23 protein-coding genes, 1 tRNA gene and 1 pseudogene are annotated in these 18,275 nt (G+C 47.7%); 18 read left to right on the top strand and 7 right to left on the bottom strand.

Annotation, left to right across the window (positions count from 1 at the left end; genetic code table 11):
• Positions 1 to 223: 223 nt before the first annotated feature.
• From Dvar_RS05765 to Dvar_RS05700, 14 genes and pseudogenes are all read left to right on the top strand, one after another.
• Positions 224 to 424 carry a hypothetical protein gene (locus Dvar_RS05765; protein ID WP_419660749.1) on the top strand — a complete coding sequence of 67 codons (201 nt, stop codon included), beginning with the start codon at positions 224 to 226 and terminating at the stop codon, positions 422 to 424.
• A 20-nt stretch (positions 425 to 444) separates the two neighbouring features.
• Positions 445 to 633: pseudogene (locus Dvar_RS05760) on the top strand (CHC2 zinc finger domain-containing protein); the annotation flags it as partial.
• A 174-nt stretch (positions 634 to 807) separates the two neighbouring features.
• Positions 808 to 2,325 carry a hypothetical protein gene (locus Dvar_RS05755; protein WP_419664255.1) on the top strand — a complete coding sequence of 506 codons (1,518 nt, stop codon included), beginning with the start codon at positions 808 to 810 and terminating at the stop codon, positions 2,323 to 2,325.
• Between the two features lie 447 nt (positions 2,326 to 2,772).
• On the top strand, positions 2,773 to 3,162 hold the full coding sequence (locus Dvar_RS05750; protein WP_419660748.1) for a hypothetical protein: 390 nt from the start codon (positions 2,773 to 2,775) through the stop codon (positions 3,160 to 3,162).
• Between the two features lie 17 nt (positions 3,163 to 3,179).
• Positions 3,180 to 3,803: a hypothetical protein gene (locus tag Dvar_RS05745; protein WP_419660747.1), complete on the top strand. Its 624-nt coding sequence runs from the start codon at positions 3,180 to 3,182 to the stop codon at positions 3,801 to 3,803.
• A gap of 30 nt (positions 3,804 to 3,833) precedes the next feature.
• A complete protein-coding gene (locus Dvar_RS05740; RefSeq protein WP_419660746.1) occupies positions 3,834 to 4,145 on the top strand; it encodes a hypothetical protein in 312 nt (103 codons plus the stop codon).
• A 23-nt stretch (positions 4,146 to 4,168) separates the two neighbouring features.
• Complete coding sequence (locus Dvar_RS05735; RefSeq protein ID WP_419660745.1) at positions 4,169 to 4,984, top strand: hypothetical protein; 816 nt, start codon at positions 4,169 to 4,171, stop codon at positions 4,982 to 4,984.
• 55 nt (positions 4,985 to 5,039) lie between these two features.
• Entirely contained in the window at positions 5,040 to 5,873 is an 834-nt protein-coding gene (locus Dvar_RS05730; protein WP_419660744.1) for a hypothetical protein, read from the top strand.
• 135 nt (positions 5,874 to 6,008) lie between these two features.
• Positions 6,009 to 6,560: a hypothetical protein gene (locus Dvar_RS05725; protein ID WP_419660743.1), complete on the top strand. Its 552-nt coding sequence runs from the start codon at positions 6,009 to 6,011 to the stop codon at positions 6,558 to 6,560.
• A 13-nt stretch (positions 6,561 to 6,573) separates the two neighbouring features.
• Entirely contained in the window at positions 6,574 to 7,722 is a 1,149-nt protein-coding gene (locus Dvar_RS05720; RefSeq protein ID WP_419660742.1) for a hypothetical protein, read from the top strand.
• Positions 7,723 to 8,200: 478 nt separating this feature from the next.
• Complete coding sequence (locus Dvar_RS05715) at positions 8,201 to 8,488, top strand: hypothetical protein (RefSeq protein ID WP_419660741.1); 288 nt, start codon at positions 8,201 to 8,203, stop codon at positions 8,486 to 8,488.
• Positions 8,478 to 8,855, top strand: a complete 378-nt coding sequence (locus Dvar_RS05710; RefSeq protein WP_419660740.1) for a hypothetical protein — start codon at positions 8,478 to 8,480, stop codon at positions 8,853 to 8,855. Before Dvar_RS05715 ends, Dvar_RS05710 begins: the two co-directional genes overlap by 11 nt.
• The gene (locus Dvar_RS05705) at positions 8,852 to 9,211 is read left to right on the top strand and encodes a hypothetical protein (RefSeq protein ID WP_419660739.1); all 360 of its coding nucleotides are present in this window, start codon (positions 8,852 to 8,854) and stop codon (positions 9,209 to 9,211) included. Before Dvar_RS05710 ends, Dvar_RS05705 begins: the two co-directional genes overlap by 4 nt.
• A gap of 77 nt (positions 9,212 to 9,288) precedes the next feature.
• The gene (locus tag Dvar_RS05700) at positions 9,289 to 9,462 is read left to right on the top strand and encodes a hypothetical protein (protein WP_419660738.1); all 174 of its coding nucleotides are present in this window, start codon (positions 9,289 to 9,291) and stop codon (positions 9,460 to 9,462) included.
• A 102-nt stretch (positions 9,463 to 9,564) separates the two neighbouring features.
• On the opposite strand, the gene Dvar_RS05695 is transcribed toward Dvar_RS05700, so the two are convergent.
• The 7 genes from Dvar_RS05695 to gltX all read right to left on the bottom strand — a co-directional run bounded on the left by Dvar_RS05695 (position 9,565) and on the right by gltX (position 14,727).
• Positions 9,565 to 9,804, bottom strand: coding sequence for a hypothetical protein (locus tag Dvar_RS05695; RefSeq protein WP_419660737.1), 240 nt, complete (start codon positions 9,802 to 9,804; stop codon positions 9,565 to 9,567).
• A gap of 565 nt (positions 9,805 to 10,369) precedes the next feature.
• Positions 10,370 to 11,062, bottom strand: a complete 693-nt coding sequence (locus Dvar_RS05690) for a hypothetical protein (protein ID WP_419660736.1) — start codon at positions 11,060 to 11,062, stop codon at positions 10,370 to 10,372.
• Between the two features lie 421 nt (positions 11,063 to 11,483).
• Complete coding sequence (locus Dvar_RS05685; protein ID WP_419660735.1) at positions 11,484 to 12,011, bottom strand: hypothetical protein; 528 nt, start codon at positions 12,009 to 12,011, stop codon at positions 11,484 to 11,486.
• Between the two features lies 1 nt (position 12,012).
• Positions 12,013 to 12,441 carry a helix-turn-helix domain-containing protein gene (locus tag Dvar_RS05680; protein WP_419660734.1) on the bottom strand — a complete coding sequence of 143 codons (429 nt, stop codon included), beginning with the start codon at positions 12,439 to 12,441 and terminating at the stop codon, positions 12,013 to 12,015.
• A complete protein-coding gene (locus Dvar_RS05675) occupies positions 12,434 to 12,817 on the bottom strand; it encodes a type II toxin-antitoxin system RelE/ParE family toxin (RefSeq protein ID WP_419660733.1) in 384 nt (127 codons plus the stop codon). The genes Dvar_RS05680 and Dvar_RS05675 overlap by 8 nt, the downstream gene beginning before the upstream one ends.
• Before the next feature lie 358 nt (positions 12,818 to 13,175).
• Positions 13,176 to 13,249, bottom strand: a tRNA-Gln gene (locus Dvar_RS05670).
• 68 nt (positions 13,250 to 13,317) lie between these two features.
• Entirely contained in the window at positions 13,318 to 14,727 is a 1,410-nt protein-coding gene (gene gltX, locus Dvar_RS05665) for a glutamate--tRNA ligase (RefSeq protein WP_419664071.1), read from the bottom strand.
• A gap of 415 nt (positions 14,728 to 15,142) precedes the next feature.
• On the opposite strand from gltX, the gene rpmF reads away from it, so the two are divergent.
• From rpmF to acpP, 4 genes are all read left to right on the top strand, one after another.
• Positions 15,143 to 15,325 carry a 50S ribosomal protein L32 gene (rpmF, locus tag Dvar_RS05660; RefSeq protein WP_419660732.1) on the top strand — a complete coding sequence of 61 codons (183 nt, stop codon included), beginning with the start codon at positions 15,143 to 15,145 and terminating at the stop codon, positions 15,323 to 15,325.
• Between the two features lie 185 nt (positions 15,326 to 15,510).
• On the top strand, positions 15,511 to 17,163 hold the full coding sequence (locus Dvar_RS05655; protein ID WP_419660731.1) for an acyl-CoA dehydrogenase: 1,653 nt from the start codon (positions 15,511 to 15,513) through the stop codon (positions 17,161 to 17,163).
• Entirely contained in the window at positions 17,160 to 17,906 is a 747-nt protein-coding gene (gene fabG, locus Dvar_RS05650) for a 3-oxoacyl-[acyl-carrier-protein] reductase (RefSeq protein WP_419660730.1), read from the top strand. The genes Dvar_RS05655 and fabG overlap by 4 nt, the downstream gene beginning before the upstream one ends.
• A gap of 110 nt (positions 17,907 to 18,016) precedes the next feature.
• Positions 18,017 to 18,244, top strand: coding sequence for an acyl carrier protein (gene acpP, locus Dvar_RS05645; protein ID WP_419660729.1), 228 nt, complete (start codon positions 18,017 to 18,019; stop codon positions 18,242 to 18,244).
• Positions 18,245 to 18,275 lie beyond the last annotated feature (31 nt).

The following is an 18,275-nucleotide window of genomic DNA, read 5'->3' as shown; positions in this document are numbered from 1 at the left end:
GTACACAATAACCTTTCACACAATTCAACCCGCCATCCCGCCGAAAAAATAACGAACAATTCCAAAACCTTCCATTGCCACTATAACTATTTGTTATAGTTTTTTTATAATAATATCAAATAGTTGACACGATTTCAAAAAATCCTAATATGGTTACAGATCAACAAGATTCGAACTCTTTCAACCAATGCGATGCAAAAACACTCAAAAAGTAGAGGCAGTTATGGAACCCCAAAAAAAATACGTTAGAACAGCAGAGTTTGCCGAAGCCCTTGGAGTAAAAACCCGTACTGTCCATCGGAGTCACAGCAAAAAAGGTCATTACCAGGGGTTCAAACCGATCAAAGCGCCGAACGGCTATCTTTGGTGGCCGGCAGACGCCTTCGAACGAGTGTTCGGGGTCCGTGAGTCTGTGGAAGAATAACAACAAGCCGGGCGGGGGCCATGAAGGCGAAAATCGTAGAACACTTCTCAAACAGCTTTGTCCCATTTTTCGAAAAGTATCTTTCAAAGTGCGAAAAAATAAACGGTCACGAATATCGCGCCATCTGTCCTTTCCATGATGACACGGACCCAAGTCTGAACTTTGATTCCGAGACGGGCCAATGGTTTTGCCATGGATGCGGAGCCCAAGGCGACATCTTTCATTTTTTCGGAAAGTTCAAAGGCTTTCACATCACCTCAGATTTTACAAAAATCCTCAATGGCATTGCCCGCGATTTCGGGATTTTCGACGCCAAGACACCCAAGGGACAAATCACGGCCACTTTTGATTATGTTGACGCCAACGGCAGAGACTTGTTCCAGGTGGTCCGCATCGAACCGGGCAAAAATGGCAAAAAGAAGGATTTCCGGCAACGCCGGCGGGGGAAAGATGGCAAATGGATCTGGAACCTCAAGGGCATTGAGCGGGTTCTGTATCGTCTCCCTGAAGTGATCGGGGCACCCCTGGTTTTGGTGGTCGAAGGGGAAAAGTGCGTTGAGATACTTCGAAATCATGGATTCGCTTCAACCACAAGTCCTATGGGTGCTGGGAAATGGGTAGATAGCTATTCGAGATATTTGAGCGGAAAACAAGTTGTGCTCATCCCCGACAATGATGATCCCGGCAAAAACCATATGACAAAGGTGGCAACGTCGTTAAATAGCATGGTGGCTGAATTAAAAATGCTGATCTTGCCAGGCCTTTCCCCAAAAGAGGACGTCTACGACTTCATCAGCCGGTTCGATGACCCCACAGAAGCGACTGAACGGCTTTCTGTCATGATCGATGGCTGCCCGCCTTACATTCCTCCCGAGAAGCGCCCCACCCCATGCAATGGGCGGAACAATGCCCTTAAATGTTTGACCGGGCTGAGAGTTGAAAAGGAGTACACCGTCATGCTTGGACAAGAGGAGTGGTACCTTCCCAATTTAATCATAAAAAATCAGATAGTTGTTATTATCGCCAAAGCAGGCGGCGGTAAGACGGCAATAATGTTCGAGTTTGTAGCACCGTGGGTGATCAAATGCCATGGAGTCAAATGTCTATATCTGGATTGTGACAGCCCTGCTTCGGACCATAAGCGTATGTTCGAACGCGCTGAAGAGATCGGCGACAAGTTCCATTGGATTAACCCCCTGACCCATGGGAAAGGGCCTGACGATATCATCGGAACGCTCAGACAAGCCGTTGTCGAAAAGCAGCGATTCGATGACACCATTCTTTTTTTCGATACATTAAAAAAATTCCTGAATGTGATGGACAAACGGTCCGTTAAACCATTCTTCGAGCTGATGCGGCAACTCATATCACTCGGGGCAACAATAGTACTGCTGGGACATGCGAACAAATACCGATCACCTGACGGGAATCTAATTTTTGAAGGCGTCGGCGACATCCAGAGCGATACTGACGCTTTGATATTTTTCGAGGCTGTGAGTACGCCAGATGGGATCGACGTTACCACAGTCGTGGATCCAGATCGAGGAGCGAAGGTCCGCGGATTATATGAACCAATTTCATTCCATATTGAGCGTGGAACCCGAATTGTCACTCAGCATGAAGAAGCCGTTGAAGTCCCGGATTGGACACCAGGGGCCAAGGGAAAACTCACCGACGAAGAGATCGAAGATCTTGTCCGTCAGTTCCTTCAGGGACGCCAGGGGCATGTCAAACAACTCGACATTATTAAAGGATTTAAAAGCATATCAGGAGTTTCGGATCATGGCCTCCGAAGAGTATTGGCCGTATCTGCGGTCCATGAAAACGATGCCTCACAAGCAGGGCAGATATTTTACTCAGTTGGGCCACATAACTCCAAGGCATACAGTGTAGTGGATTAAAACATGAGACACTTGAGACGTTATTCAGTTATTCGGGCAAGAAAACAGGCTGAAAAACAGTTATTCACAGTTTTCCCCGTGGGGTTCTGCGGTGAACTAATAGAACTGACAAACTGAATAACTGAATAACTGAATAACACAATAATATTGAAGCGTTAAAAAATTTTGAGACAGTGAGACGTTATTCAGTTATTCAGTTATTCAACCCTGTGCACAGACGAGAATGAAAAACTGATTTTGCTTTTGCCGTCACCCCCGCCGACGGCAATCGGGGCACCCGGTTCAACGGCCTGCGCCGGGTGCTCCTCACCACTTCCCACTCGCGAGTTAAACGGCACGGCTCGTGAGTGTTAACCCGGGACCTTAGACATCCCGGAATACGGGGCCGTCTGTCGCTTTTACTCCTTTGGGCGACAGGTGGCCCCAAAACCCAAACGGAGATGAGGGATGACCGTATCAGCACTCAATTTTAAACCATACGACCGCGGCGCCATCAAAGGATTCTTTGATTTGAGATACCACGGCCTGACCGTCAAGGGATGCCGTTTAATGAATGGTAAAAATGGCGGTTTGTGGATCGCGATGCCACAACAGAGAGGCGAGGAAAACGGCGAGACAAAATATTACGATCTGATGTTTTTGAGCCCACCTGAAATGGAACATGTTCGCAAGCTGGTAACTGCTGACCTACGCTCACAGGGCCACGTTGAGGCATCGTCCAAAAAGAGATCGGACTCAAAACCATCAAATGGGAAGCGTACTCATGTCACACCCGAGGGTGAGGACCTTAGTGAATATTACCTGGATCCAAATGACGATGAAAACATCCCGTTTTAATGAAGGAGACTAAAAAAATGACATATATCTGGAACCAAGGGGGTGTGACGATTGTTGGCAATGCCGACAAGAATATCAGCCCCTACCTAAAGGCCTGGATCAAGCAGGGCAACACCTGTGTGGTCGGTGTGATCGGCGAGGGTACCAGCAAAGAGGTGCAAGCCAACTGGAACAGCCCGTTCGAAAACGATACCATCGGTGGAAAATTCGAAAAAATTGGCGGCCTGATTCAAGAAAAAACCGACGCCACAAGCAAGACCCTTCTTTCGTCGGCTCAGATATGGGAAGGCAACCGCCCGCATGTGTTCAACCTGGTGCTCAAGCTTTATGCCCTGGCCGACGCCAAGAAAGAGGTTATGGACGCATTGCGGTATCTCGAGAAGTTTGCATCACCGAACGTGAACGAAATGGCCCCCTTCGAAATCCATGCCGGCGGGCTCAAATTTGGCAGAAGGCCCGCCCCAGTGTCCATCAACATTGGCCGCACTGCCCTATACACACCGTGTTTGATTGCCGGCATGACGCAACCACTGGACAAAGAAAAAACCAAGGACGGACACCTTGTTCGGTGTGAGGTGAACCTGCAAATTGAAACATCTCGCATGCTTAATCGGAGTGAGATTGATCGAACTTATGGGTAATAATTCACAACAAAAATCAAGAGGTAAAAAATGAGAAAATACCAACTTATCGTAGCCAAAAACGAAAACACCGACAGCCAAAAATGCCCCATTTGCGGGCGTACTGACAGACCCGAAACACCGTGGTGGTTTTTTGATTACCCAGACATTGAAAAACCGCTTTGTTTCAACTGCATTGCGGACCGTGCACCCAAGCTTTTGGGTGCCATCATGGCTGCCAACCAAGAATCGCGCAGCATCGCCGAACAGGTTGAGCACGAGGACGTGATGCTTGAACGAACCATGCGGCAAACTTCGAGGGATGTCCGCCTGGACCTGGACAAGAACTTCTCATTCAAATAACTCAAAATATCAGGTGTTTAAAAATGGAAACAAACCTGCAACAAATTTACGAAAACCTTGACCAAATAAATTCTCGGCTGGCCTCCCTGGAAAAGAGCGTCAAACAGCTACGGTCATCTGAATTTGGCCTTCCCATGGTTTCAGGCAGCCAACCCACACCACCTCATGTGACCAGCGGTAACCAGCCACCCGAAACAACAGCAGTACCCTCCCGCCCGATGGCCCCCGCATGGGCCAAAAAACGCCGTGAGGCGCTTGCGAAACAAAATACAGCACGGAACCAAACGATGTCTGATCTATACGCCAACGCATCCGGAAAGGCCTCTGAAGCCGATGTCATGGCCGGGAAGCGGGCCGCATATCATGCTAAAATGCAAAAGCTTTATAGCGACAAAGCCCGAACGGAAACCATTGCCAGGGACCTCACAGGACTGGCCGGCGGTGGCCTTGTCGTGGCGCTCAGCGAGTCGGCCGAGTATTGCCAGACCGTTACCAAGGCCCTCAACAAAAGCCTCACCACGGCGGTGCTGACCGAGGAAACCCCGGGCGATATTCGTGATGGCATCTTGGCCCGTGCCGAAACCGGTAAGGTCCAGGTGTTGATCACCACCAGATCGGTTTTTGAGCTGGAGCTGGTCGACCCTGAGCGCTTGGACGTTTTGTATTTGATGACGCCGGTACTTCCCAGTCCCAAATTGATCGACGCCATTTGCCGATGGCAGATGCCTCAGCCATCCAAAAACGTTTCTCTGAAATTCCTTGGGCGAGAAGATGCAAACATAAAAATCCTACGCAGCACCGTCACAGGACGCCTGCGAGATTTTTTCGGACGGCGATAAACAATACCCGGGCCGGTGCCGGTGATCGGCCGGCCCACAACAAAGAGGTGTCAAAATGTCGGACAAATTAAAATATCAAGATGAGGCCCGCATTTTTCTGAAACTGAAATCAGATGGCGACAAGATTTCACAAACCGATTTCTGCGCCATGCGGTCCAAGGAACTCGGTGCTCCAGTGTCATTGGCGTATTTCAGAAAAGTGCTCTCCAAGCTTAAAAACAAACCCCAGAAAAAATCCAAGAGTGCACCCAAAAATAAACCCAAGAATCAGCGGCATGATTGGGGTGCGCTCAAGACCGAATTTATTGCCGGCGATTACGCTTCAGCTACGGAATTCGGTCGTAAACATGGCATGAACCCCAACGCCCATGGATTCAAAAAAGCAACGCGGGGATGGCGTGCTGAGAAGGCACGGATGAGGCACGTTTTTGACTCTAAAACCCGAGATATGCTGATAGACGAACAGGTGGCCGAACGATATCAGGACATATATGCCAAGGCCCTTATTTTCCACTTGCAACTTTTTGAGCTGTTGGAATCCCTTGCCAAATCTTCGGCCAACTGGGAGCCGATCCAAGGCCCCGCCGAAGCCTTGGAAGCTGCCAAATTTGTTAGCGAAATGCAACGGGCCATTGAACGTATCCTGCCGGCAATCCGCGGCCTGGAAAAGCTCGCTGAGGTCAATCGCCTGTTTGACCAGCTTGCCAACGAAAAAATCGATATCACAAGAGCGGCCATCGAGTTCATGCGTTTGGGAATCAATTTACCCCGCCCAATGGAGATCATGCTCAGCAAGCAGCAACCGACTGAACCGGAACCGAATGATGGCGATCTCATTTCGGATGACACTATTCTCGCCAGACGCCAGGAGCTTTTGTCGGAAATCTAACAAGAGCGAAAAACGATCGTGACCGAACGGACCAAGTATGTTGCCGATCTCAAGGAGCGCTTAAAGGGCAACGACTCTTTTGCTGCCCAAGCCGCTGAAGATAATAAAAGAACAATTAATTGAGGGAATTAAGACATGAAAGACACACTTCTCGACATAGTTGAAATTCTTGAACTAACCATTGGAGAACTCGATGCCATGGGCGGTCCGACGCCGACCAAGTTATCGGGAGATCTGTCCACCGCGTGGAGGTGCCTGATCGACAAATTCTTTTTCACCTCAAAAAATGGAGACGGGATGCCACCTATAGACCGGCTTCTCCTGCAAGCTCAATCCGCTAAAAAAGCATACCGGCAAGTAGCCGATGCCGTCACGCTGTTAGAAATTCAAAATGACGAGCTACCCGTGGAGGATGAGGCCCTTGGCCCCCTTCTGAATGATGTCCATGGCTATTTGCTGGCAGCCTTATCTCATTTGGTCCAAGGGCATATCAACGCCGATACTGGCGATGACGAATCCGATATCGACCGGATTCGATTGCAGGCCCAATGCGCTGAAGAATCCTCGGTGATGTTAGATGATGCCATAAACAAGTTAGGTGTTGCCCATGCCGCGTTCGTAAAGGCCAGAAGGCATTTGCGTGGCAATCACCTGGATCCGGTAACGCTCGAGCCGATGACCGACTGATCAGGAGTAATCCATGGCAAGGCAAACCCAATCGGAATTCAAGGCCTTTGAACGGCTATTCAATAAAATCCGCCGGGCCAAGGCCGAGAAGCGGCGGTCAGCGGTCGGCACCTTGACGCCAGCAGTGATGCGCAAGCATTTGGCGTCAGGTGCCCCGTTGGACCTTCTTTATGGTGTCAACCGTGATGGGACCGCATTCACCGTTGATGATCTGAAAAAGTTCGATAAAAAGGCACAGGCCACCCGAAAAAAGTATGGCGCCGGTAAGCGTGGTGTCCGCATAGACCAGCTGATTAAGGCGTCCAAGTCAGTGGATATTGAGAGGTGCAAGACCGACCTTCGGACAGCTCGATTTTACCGAATCTTTAACAGCACTGATGGTGTCAAACTTCATTTTCAAACTTCAGCCAGCCCTGGCAGCCAATACACGCACCACCAGGTGATAGTCAGGTTGGACGAATGGGGCGACTGGTTGACCAGCACCTTACCATTTAATCAGGCTGCCCAACGCATCCTCAACGGCCGCATATCCTTCGATTGTGATTGCGGCCGGCATCAATACTGGTACCGATACTTGGCAACCATCGGCGGTTTTGCCGTGAAACCGCTTGAGTACAGCTATCCAAAAATTCGCAATCCGAAACTGACCGGAGCATGCTGCAAGCACGTTTTAAAGGTGTTCGTCACGATGCGGGGACCGGCGGTGCAACGGCTGATCATGGCCGAGATGAAAAAGGATGCCGAAAAAATCGGGTTCGGCGGTGACCGGTCCTCGGCCAACCGATTTCTGAACCAGAAAGAGCTATCCACTGTTGAGCGGTCGGCCCGGGCCATGAAGTCCGAGAAGGCTTTCGATGATTATCTGAAGGCCCAGAAAGCCTTCAAAAAGAAACTCAAGGAGCCAAAGACGATGAAATCACTTGAAGAAGCAACGAAAAAGGCACAGTTGAAGGCGGCCACCATGGAAAAGATCGCCCGAAAGGAACGGCAGGGACGCGAGAAAGCTGAACGCGATGTCGTATTGGCCAAATTTCATGGGCACATGATGGCATCCATCTACCGGGACAAGCTGACCAAGAACCAGGCAATATCTTCCTTTGCCAAGGACAACAACATGAAGGTTGCCGACGTCAAAGAAATGGCAAAAAACATCACTGTATGATGTCAAGGTGCCGTTTTTTGCAAGTTTTAGCGAAAGCCCTTAGAGGTAACGAATCGTTACATCCGATTTAATGTATAGATATCGATTACTTAAAAATAAATAGTAGATATTATAGAAGAAAATGACTTTGCGATAATCTTATCGAAAAGTACCGGCTGTCGGCCGTCAAAGGAATATCACGATTCCATCAACATGGCCAAATAATTATCCGCAATCATAAACGATATAGCCTAAAGTGATGTCGGCTGTTATTTCAGTGGGTTATGATTCCCCGAACTGAAAAATGTCTTTAAGTGAGAAAATTAAGAAGTAAAACAATGAAGAAATAAAGATAGCTTTAAATAAAGAAAGCTTTATAAATTTACTATAAAATCAATTATTTGTAAAAAGTTTATCATTGACAGAGAGCGATCCATATGTAATGGTTATGATGTCACGGCCATGACATCAAATCAACCCAAAAGAGGAGTAAAACACCATGCAAAACGAACAAGCTATTGATACAGAATCCTGGATCGGCAAAGCGATGACCGATGCCATCGAGGCCCGCGAGATCCTGGGCACCGTAATTGATGTGATCGAAAGCCGTGAGGTGGACATTACGGAAGCGCAACTGCAGGCACTTTTAGCCATGGCCAAGGAGGGTGTTGTAATGGCCCAGCAACGCCTGCATGAATTTTCCCTGATCCGCGGCACCCACTTGGCCGATCTTGCTTCGGATGCCATGGACCTGGGCCGGGAAAGGGGGGCTGACCATGACGGATGAACCAATCACCGATTATGACGATGCTGATGCATATCTGCACCTCAAAGACAAAGACGAATTCCAAAAACGTGTCGGCCTGTTCGTGAGCGGCTTTGATTTTTATCTTTCCCGGGGAATGAACCCCAAAAAGGCCCTATTGGTAGCCGGCCGCGACTACGCCCATGAATATTATTTCGATCAGTGCTTCGGTTCCCGCCGGTGGTACATGTGGCGTTGGCGCCTGGTGGGTTGGCTCGATTCCCGCGACATCTATTTGTTTGACTGGCTCTGTTACGATGACGGTGACAGCCCGTTTAAGCGGTTGATGGCATTTGCCAGGTCCCTATTTGTGCGGCGCCGAAGGGAAACAGCCAAGGAGGCACGATGAAAAAGGCGGTGATTTCAGTCGGCATGGACATGGCAGAATGGATTTTGGATGGTGTCACATCGACAATCACGTTTTATAACCATCAATTTCCCAAAGCCAACCCGGTTAAGGGTGGGGAACTCGTTATTTTTGGCTCCATCGGTGATACCGATGGAGAATTGTTCCACGGCAAATGCAAGTCGGTTACCCGGCTGGTGATCACGGAAAGCGGAATTTTCGTAAACAATAAGCCTGTTAGCAAGAAGAAAAAGTCTGAAATTGTTAAGGATTGTGGATTTGACGAATATTACGATCTGTTGAAATATTTTCAGGTGACTCTGCTTAAGCCAATGGATGCCGTTTTGGTGACTTGGTGATGTTGAAGCCATTTGTCGTAACAGCTTGAATGCATGCAACACTGTTTAATTCGAGGGTCATTTTTGAGAGGTGCAGAATGAATGAGAACCACGAGAAGGACCAATTTATTGACATCGGTATCGATCCCATTTTTACCGATATTTTCGGCGATGAGGTACCGGTTCGAATACCGGCCAAGACTAAAACGTATCCAGTTGATGGTAGACCGCGGTTGAAGATTAATGAGTTCGGTTGTTTCGAGGCTGGATAGGTTTCAGCGGTCTTCGTTACATTATCGCTGGCTCTCGGATGTTGTACCTGGGGCTTTTTCTATAGACACCCAGGTTGGCTCGGGAATGGCCGACAAACATTTCTAATCATTCGCAAGTTCGAATTCTGTGAAATCTTCGCGACCAATATGGGTTCTGGCAGTGAGATCAATATTGTTTTCCGCAGCAAAGTCTTTTGCATCACCAAATGTATAGAATTTAGCTGCTTTGCCCTTGATGCCGGTTACCTCTCCATCATTCGTGTAGTATCTATTACCTGGTCCGGCATGCTGTTCAGGCCCAACGAAAATAACGAAGAGTGTCTTGGATCTTGATTGGGGCATATCTGATTCCTTTCGATCCCTGTCCTATCGAACATTCTCCGGTAGGAATTTTTTACGGATTGATTCCTTGTCCATTTTTTCTCCAAGCTTTAATAGAAGGGTATGGTTAAAAACACCATAATCAGGTCAGATTATCAAGTCAATTTGGGTTTACGCTTGACGGTAGTCTATGGGTGCCATTTGTCAACTAGGTAAAATTGTAAAAGATCATCAAGATCAAAACGTCTTTGCCGGCAGTTGATCAACTGCACAATTAGTATTAACAGCCGTTAAGACATCGCTGAAAAGGTGATACAGCTTTCTTGAAGAGGTCAACATATAGGTCACCCAGGCTATAGAAACCAGACTTTCTGAAGAGGCGCTTTCCAAAACAATAAAAAGCAAGATCGGTAATTGGCATCTGAATCACTCGCCCTTTCCAGGATCAGCGGCACCGCCAGTTGAAAAGAGCTGAGGTCATATCATTACGGAATTCCCAGCGGCTGTCCGGGATTTGACGGAGGTTGAAGACGTAATGTGAAACAACGGGGGCGGATTCGGTTGCCCCCTGATTTCCAGCGACTTACTATTTCGGATACTCAAACATTTTTGGCAGTCCGGCGATTACACCATTAATTGAATTCCAGAATTTGATAAGTTCGATCTGTGGGTTTTTGTCTAAAGACTCCATTGTAAGTGAGTATTTTCTTAGTCTTCCAGTTCCATGTGCCTCTGCTGTCCTGAACGTATTGTCGAATTGTGTAAGAAGGTCTTCGATTGTTTTAAGTGTCTTTTCATCTAAGATATTAGACTCAAGAAATATCTTCTTGAACTCCTTTTTCCTGCTCTTAGAAGTAACAAAATGATCATATTTTTTTGGTATTATTGCCATCACTAACAATCCCATGACCTTATCCCACAATGCCCGATACCTGAGGATATAAGACGTGCTGAAACGATGAATATCCATTTTCCCGAAAAATTTAACAGGAGAATCTAGAATAGAACCACCTTCAAGTTTACCTTTACTGAAAAAAGAATTCCACGTTCGTCCAACCTTGATTAAGTCTAAATAAAGAAGGGAAAAGTTAATCTGAACATCAAGAAGCGCCGTGAATATTCGTCCGCCGTCTTTTCGAGACTGCAGCTGCTCAAATACCTTGACTAATGAGATATGATTAAGTGGATTTTGAGTCTGATTCTCTACGTATTTGTTGAGCATTGACTCGAATTGTGCCACCTCACTAGTAGAAGACAAGCAAAATGTTGGCATTTCCAATGTGTTCTCCAATAGCCTTGTCAAAAGTATTGATATTGTAAATAAATTTATTAAAACATTCTGTATAATACCAAGGCCACCATTGCACACAATGTCATTATAGTTTTTCATTGAAAAGCAAGCTAATTAACCCATCATTGGTGGCATCTTAAGTTATAAGCAACGATAGAATCTGTTGCATAGGAACCTGTGGATCCAAAAAACCTTGGGGACCGGGGGGCTTTTATTTTTTGATAAATAGGCTAATGATATAGATGCCTGCGAGCCTTACAACTGTGGTGCGACGGTCCACTTAGCCACATTGGGGTGCCCTATAAACATAGCCAAGGCAGAGATTCCCAATGCCATTTCAGTGACAATCAATTAGAGTTGCCCCGTTTAACTTACCAGCCGGACCATCATTTGAAATAAAAACGGCCCCTCATTTAGGGGCCGTAGCTTTTTTAGTGGGTGCCGATTTTTTTATTGGTTTTTTTTGGGGGATCGCTTTTTTTGCTTTGGCAACAGTTCTTTCAGGGACAATCCTTAACAACGGCAATGTCATCGGTGGGATTTCCATTCTGTTGCACATTGCCTGTACGAATTCACGAACATATGGCCATGCGTTATATAATGCATTGGTATTGCTAAAGTTTTTCAAATCTTCTTTTGACAATTCAGCGTTGGCCTTCATCTTGTAGGTAAGCATATAATCACAGCACACTTTGACAATTACCACGCCATCGCCATTTAATCCTTTTACGGTTAGAGAAACCTTTGAATTAAAATATTCATCACTACAATCGATCAAGTCTCCTTCAAATTGAACTTCTCCATTTACACGATCATAAGTTTCGGCATCAATAGACCTTTCAACATTAGATTGAATAAGAAAGATGCGTGATAGCAGAGACTTATTTACAACCCGCGTAAGGGATTTCAATTCGTCTTTTGTTCTAGTAATTTCCATATTATGACGCAATTCTCGGTAATTGTTGAGGTAAACTAATGTAATCATCAGAGGCAAAACAATTACCGATCGGCGTGTCGCAAGCACCGACGTGGACACGTTCTTTTTTACCAACGTCCCAAGGGAAATTGAAAGTATCTTTGCGGGTACTTTTAGCTTTTTTGACAAATTTAATTTCAATTTCATATCCGAGAACGAATGCAATATCAGCCATGGTTCTCAGAGTCAGATTGCGTCCACCACCTAAAATTTGGGAAATGTACCCTTTCGTTTTTCCAAGCATTACCGCAAGCTTGTTTTTTTTAACGTTTTCGTCCTGCAAGATGTCACAAAAAGACTCCGTGACCTCCATAATAAAATCTTCTTGAGCCATGAGACGTTCAAATTCAGGATCTTCCATCCATTGCTCATTAATAGTTTTGTTACTCATGGCGCATCTCCTCTCTGATTTTTTCATATTCGCTTTTAATGCGCTTCGCTCGATCAATTTCGCGTTTAGGGATTTTGTCTTGCTTTTTAATGAATCCGTTTGCCAGGGCAATGTGACCACGCTCGGTATGAAACATTATTACCCGTATTTGATAGTGTTTGAACTCCCACAAGTCTCCTTCAACTTTTTTAAATTTCCTTCTATCTGATATTTTCCCAAAATTTGCATATCTCTTGATTACCGATGTGATTTTGGCCCGTTGATTTTTGTCTATTCCATCGAAAAAAATTTCACTCGGAGAATCTCCATTCGCTTCTATGGCACATTCAACAGTGAATTTTTTGCCCTTGTAGAATATTATCGGCTCAATAGTCATATAGCATTAGGAAGTAGTTTACATATATCTAAACAATTAAAAGCTCCTGTCAATAGGAAAAAAAAGACACACCAATATGCAGTAGCCACAAATTTACGGACCACAACAAAGAGTTATAAGTGAATATGTGCAGAAGGATTCTATCTGGTAAAGGTCGCAATTACCTACATGCCGACAACCATTTTTCATTCGTCCATCAATAAATTAAAATAACACAAAATTGTGCTCTATTACAATAGAATCAGTCCTTACCTTACTCCCAACGCACTGACCGAATTTGCTTACACCCTGCTTACACGGCACCCTAAAAAGCAAAAGGGGCCACAAATCGTTGATTTGTAACCCCTTGATTTCGTTTTGGCTGAGGGACAAGGATTCGAACCTTGATTGACGGAGTCAGAGTCCGCTGTCCTACCATTAGACGATCCCCCAGCAACTGGTAGGTGCCCGTTTACACAAAAGCGTCAACGGAGTCAAGCTTAAATTGCCGGTATGATCAATCAGCTTCCCATTGATTCAATAAATTCAACGGCTAACTTGAGTCGGTCGACGACTCGTTTCTTTCCTAAAGCGGTGATCATTTCAAAAATGCCGGGGCTGACTGTTGTGCCGGTAAGCGCCACGCGCACCGGTTGGGCGATTTTGCCAAACCCCAATCCCGTTTGCTCCATAAGGTCCTTGAAGACGGCCTCCTGTTTTTTTTCGGACATATCCTCCAGGGTCTCCAATTGGTCGGCCAGAGACGCTAAAACCTTGGCCATCTCCGGTTTGAAAAATTTTTTGGCCGCCTTTGCGTCATACGGGCGAACATCCTCGCGGTAATAGAAATGTGCACCCTCGGCCATTTCCACAAGGGTCTTGCTGCGATTGTGCAACGTTTCGATCACACCTTTCAGGTATTGATCATCAACCGCGTCATAGCCCTTGGCCTGCAAAAACGGCAGGAGCCGGGGCGCTAACTCGGAAACCGATGCCGCCCGGATATGATCGGCATTGAGCGCGGTCAGCTTATCCATATCAAAAACGCTGGCGGATTTACCGATACTCTCCAGATTGAATTTCTCGACCAGTTCTTCACGGGTAAAAAATTCCTGGTCACCATGGGACCACCCTAACCGAACCAGATAGTTGATGAACGCATCGGGCAGAAAGCCCATGTCACGATAGGCGGTCACCGACATGGCGCCATGACGTTTGCTAAGTCGGGTTTTGTCTTTCCCCAGCACCATGGGGACATGGCCGAACACTGGCAGCGACGCCTTCAACGCCTTGTAGAGCAGAATCTGTTTGGGCGTGTTCATCACATGGTCATCCCCCCGGATGATCGTGTTGATGCCCATGGTGATATCATCCACAACCACCACAAAGTTATAGGTGGGGGTACCGTCACTGCGGCAAATCACGAAATCATCCTGCTCGCTGTTTTGGAAAACGATATTTCCTTTGATGACATCCTCCACCACCGTTGTGCCCGATAGCGGGGACTTGAACCGAATCACGGCATTGTCCGATTTGGGCAGGCCACGATCACGGCAGCGTCCGTCGTATTTGGGTTTGCCACCTTCAGCCTTGGCCTTCTGACGCATGGCATCCACTTCTTCGGGTGTGCAGGTACAGTAATACGCATCGCCCGAATCCAACAATTTTTGCAGATATTCCCGGTACAGATCAAAACGCTGCGTCTGGAAAAAAGGTCCTTCGTCCCAGTCCAGTTCCAGCCATTGCATGGCTTCGAAAATCGCATCCACCGACGCCTGGGTGGATCGGACGGTATCGGTATCCTCGATACGCAAGACAAACTTGCCTTTTTTATTGCGAGCATACAACCAGTTAAACAAAGCCGTACGGGCACCCCCAACATGAAGATAACCCGTTGGACTTGGGGGGAATCGAGTAATAATGGAATTCATCATAATTTGCCTTGTTCAGTTAGTTATCAGTTAGTTATTAGATATGAAAGACTTCACATCTAGTAAAGCAATAAGATATTTTTAACGATTCGTGATGCGTTCTATTGCTTCTTTGGCCGCGCCGCTTGATCATCCCCGATCCTATCGATTGTTGTCCCGGCGGATTGTCAATGCTCAGCAAAAATGCATATAATAATCTGTAATTATTTATAATTATAAAAAGCCAACCAGACATCGACCAACAGTCGGCACCTAAATAGCACATCCTATATAGGGGAACAAGAGCAGGCTGGAAAAGAATTTCAGGAAAACCCTTGACATTCTTTGGCATTTTAATTACTACTGGCGCAACGCTTCTAAAAGCGTGCTGATTCTGGATAATAGAGAATTATTTCAAAATATTAGGAGATTACTGATGGCAGTACCAAAGCACAAGACATCCAAGTCAAAACGAGATAAACGACGGACTCACAAAAAAATCGATGCACCAGCCGTGGGTGTGTGTCCGGAATGCGGCGAAGCCAAACTTCCCCACCATGCTTGTCCCGAGTGTGGCGAATACAACGGGAAAAGTGTCATCACCAAAGACGAAGATTGATAACAACGAAAAACACCACATGCATAACCGGTTTCGTAAGAAGGTCGAAATCAATCGTTGCATATCCCTGACAATTAGAATTGTCGATCCCCCGAAATTACGGTGTGAGGGATAGCTGTATCGACTGGAATCGGGCTTCTTACGAAGCTGCCTGACTCACTGAATTTCCAAGAGGAAAAACCAATATGACTGAAACCGGAACCCATCGTCCGCAAGGTGGTGGTTTGGATGAAGAAACTCGGCAAATGGTGGTCGATACCGTCCATCAGTTGTCCCAACGTCTGCTTACCAAACAAGCTGTCCTAGAATGGGATCGGGATGAGATTTTCCCCGAGGAAGCGGTTCGGGAAATGCTCAGCCCCGATGTCGGACTTCAATTGCTCTTTATTCCCGAAGCGTATGGCGGCATGGGCGGCGGTGCCATGGACTGCTGTGTTGTGACGCGTGAAATGAGCAAAATCTGCTTGGGCGTGGGAACAGCCTTTTTTGCTATTCAGCTGGGCTCGGATCCCATTATTGTCGGCGGAACTGAAGCGCAAAAGGAAAAATGGCTGGGCGCCGTTGCCGAAGGCCAAAGCCTGGTCGCTTATGCCGTTACCGAACCGGAGGCCGGCAGTAACCTGGCATCACTCAAAACCAAGGCCGAGCCGATCACCGATGATGCCGGCACCATCACCGGTTATAAAATCAATGGCTCCAAACAGTTTATCTCCACCGGCGGCTATGCTGATTTTGTAACCGTCTTGGCCCATACACCGGAAGGCCCCACCTTTTTCGTTGTGGAGAAAGGCACCGAAGGATTCAAGCAGCACAAGGGAGAGGAAAAGCATGGCATCCGGGCATCCAACACCTCACCCTTGACATTCTCGGATGTGGTGGTGCCGGTTGAGAACATGATCGGCGAGACGCCCGGCAAAGGACTCAAGCAGGCCAACCAGGTGTTTGGTTATACGCGGCTGATGGTCGCTGCCATGGCCCTGGGCGCCGGTGAAGCCGCCCTTGAGATCGCCATTCCGTATGCCAATGAAAGGGTGCAATTCGGTTCCCCGCTTTCCGAGAAAAAAGGCTATACCAACAAATTGATCGTTCCCCACTGGGTCAATATGAAGGCCGCGGCCGCCTATATCGAGGCCATTGCCCGGCGTCTGGACACGGAAGACGACGATCTGCAGGTGGAAGGCTCCATCGCCAAATTATTCACCACCGAGTCGGCCAACCGGGCGGCCGACGATGCCATGCAGGCGTTGGGTGGCTATGGTTATATTACGGAATTCGGTGTGGAAAAGATCAAGCGGGACGTTAAAATCACCTGCATCTATGAAGGTACCAGCGAAATTCAGCAAAATATCATTTCCACCTTCCGCTGGAAAAAAACCCGTAAAAGCAAAGGCGCTTATTACGAAACCATCGCCACGGACATGGACAAGTGCCATGGCGATTGCGACCAGGCCGGTTGTCAGACCATCGCCGCCTGTGCCCGGGCGCTGAATCGCACCATCGATTTTGCTCACGTCAACCGCCTCACCCGCCATCAGCAGGTGATGTTCGCCCTATCCGAAATGATGACCTACGTTGAGGTCGGTCATGCCATGGGTCTCAGGGCTGCCAGTCAGGCCGACGACATTACCCTGGCCACCGCGCGTGTTTTCGCCAGTACCTGTGCCCGCTTGGTAGCCGAAAAATCCCGATTGATTGCATGGGGCAGCCAGGGGATCGATACCGCTGCCGTAGACGATTTTGTGCAGTCACTTGATCTGACCGTATTAGAGGGCAGTGTACGTGGCGTCATCGATGACATGGACCGTATTGCCGACCACATTTTCGAGAGGGCGTCATGAGTGAATCAACCGATCGGATTGTCGTGGTCACCGGTGGATCACGAGGCATCGGACGCACGATCTGCACAACGCTGAGTGCACCGGGAACCACCATCTATTTCAACTTCAACAGCAATGCCGAGGCGGCGCAATCCACCATTGCCAGTATCGAGGCGGCCGGCGGCAAGGCGTACACCCACCAGGTAGATGTCTCATCGGAAGCAGCGGTGGCGGACTATCTGGGAATGATCCTTAAAGAAGCCGGGCGCATTGATATCTTGGTCAACAATGCCGGCATCACCCGCGATGGCCTGTTGGTGCGCATGAAAGAAGCCGACTGGGACGCGGTGATCGATATCAACCTGAAAGGCACCTTCAACTGTATGAAGGTGGTGGCCAAAGCCATGATGAAAAAGCGCTATGGCCGCATCATCAATATTTCATCGATCGTGGGCGTGTCCGGCAATCCCGGCCAGGCCAATTACGCCGCCGCAAAAGCAGGTATCATCGGCCTGACCAAAGCCGTCGCTCGCGAACTGGCCAGCCGCAACATCACCGTCAATGCCGTGGCCCCCGGCTATATTGACACCGAAATGACCGACCGCCTGGGGGATAAAGCCAAGGAGGCCATGCTCGACCAGATTCCCATGGGTCGCATCGGAACGCCCGAGGAAGTTGCCGGGGTGGTCGCTTTTCTCGCCTCTCCGGCGGCGGATTATATTACCGGTCAGGTGATCAATGTCAGTGGTGGCATGTATATGTAACCCATTGAGCATAAAATAGAGGAGGGGCTGCCCATGGTTAGATGCCGTGATGCGTCCTTTCCGATTTTTTACAATTTCGCATTTTTCTCAATCCATGAAAGGAGAAACACATGTCTGTAGAAGATAAAGTCAAAAAAATCATCGCTGAGAAACTGAGTGTCGATATTTCCGAGGTGGTTCCGGAAGCATCTTTTGTCGATGATCTCGGCGCCGACAGCCTCGACCTGGTGGAGCTGATCATGTCCATGGAAGAGGAGTTCGACGTGGATATTTCAGACGAAGACGCTGAAAAAATGGTCACCGTCAAAGATGCCTTTGATTACATCAAGGAACATTAAAATAGTTTTAAGATGAGACTGTCGAGTGGAT

This window comes from Desulfosarcina variabilis str. Montpellier (assembly GCF_048565275.1).
GTDB classification, from domain to species: Bacteria; Desulfobacterota; Desulfobacteria; order Desulfobacterales; family Desulfosarcinaceae; genus Desulfosarcina; species Desulfosarcina variabilis.
This window is presented reverse-complemented; position numbering and strand designations above follow the sequence as displayed.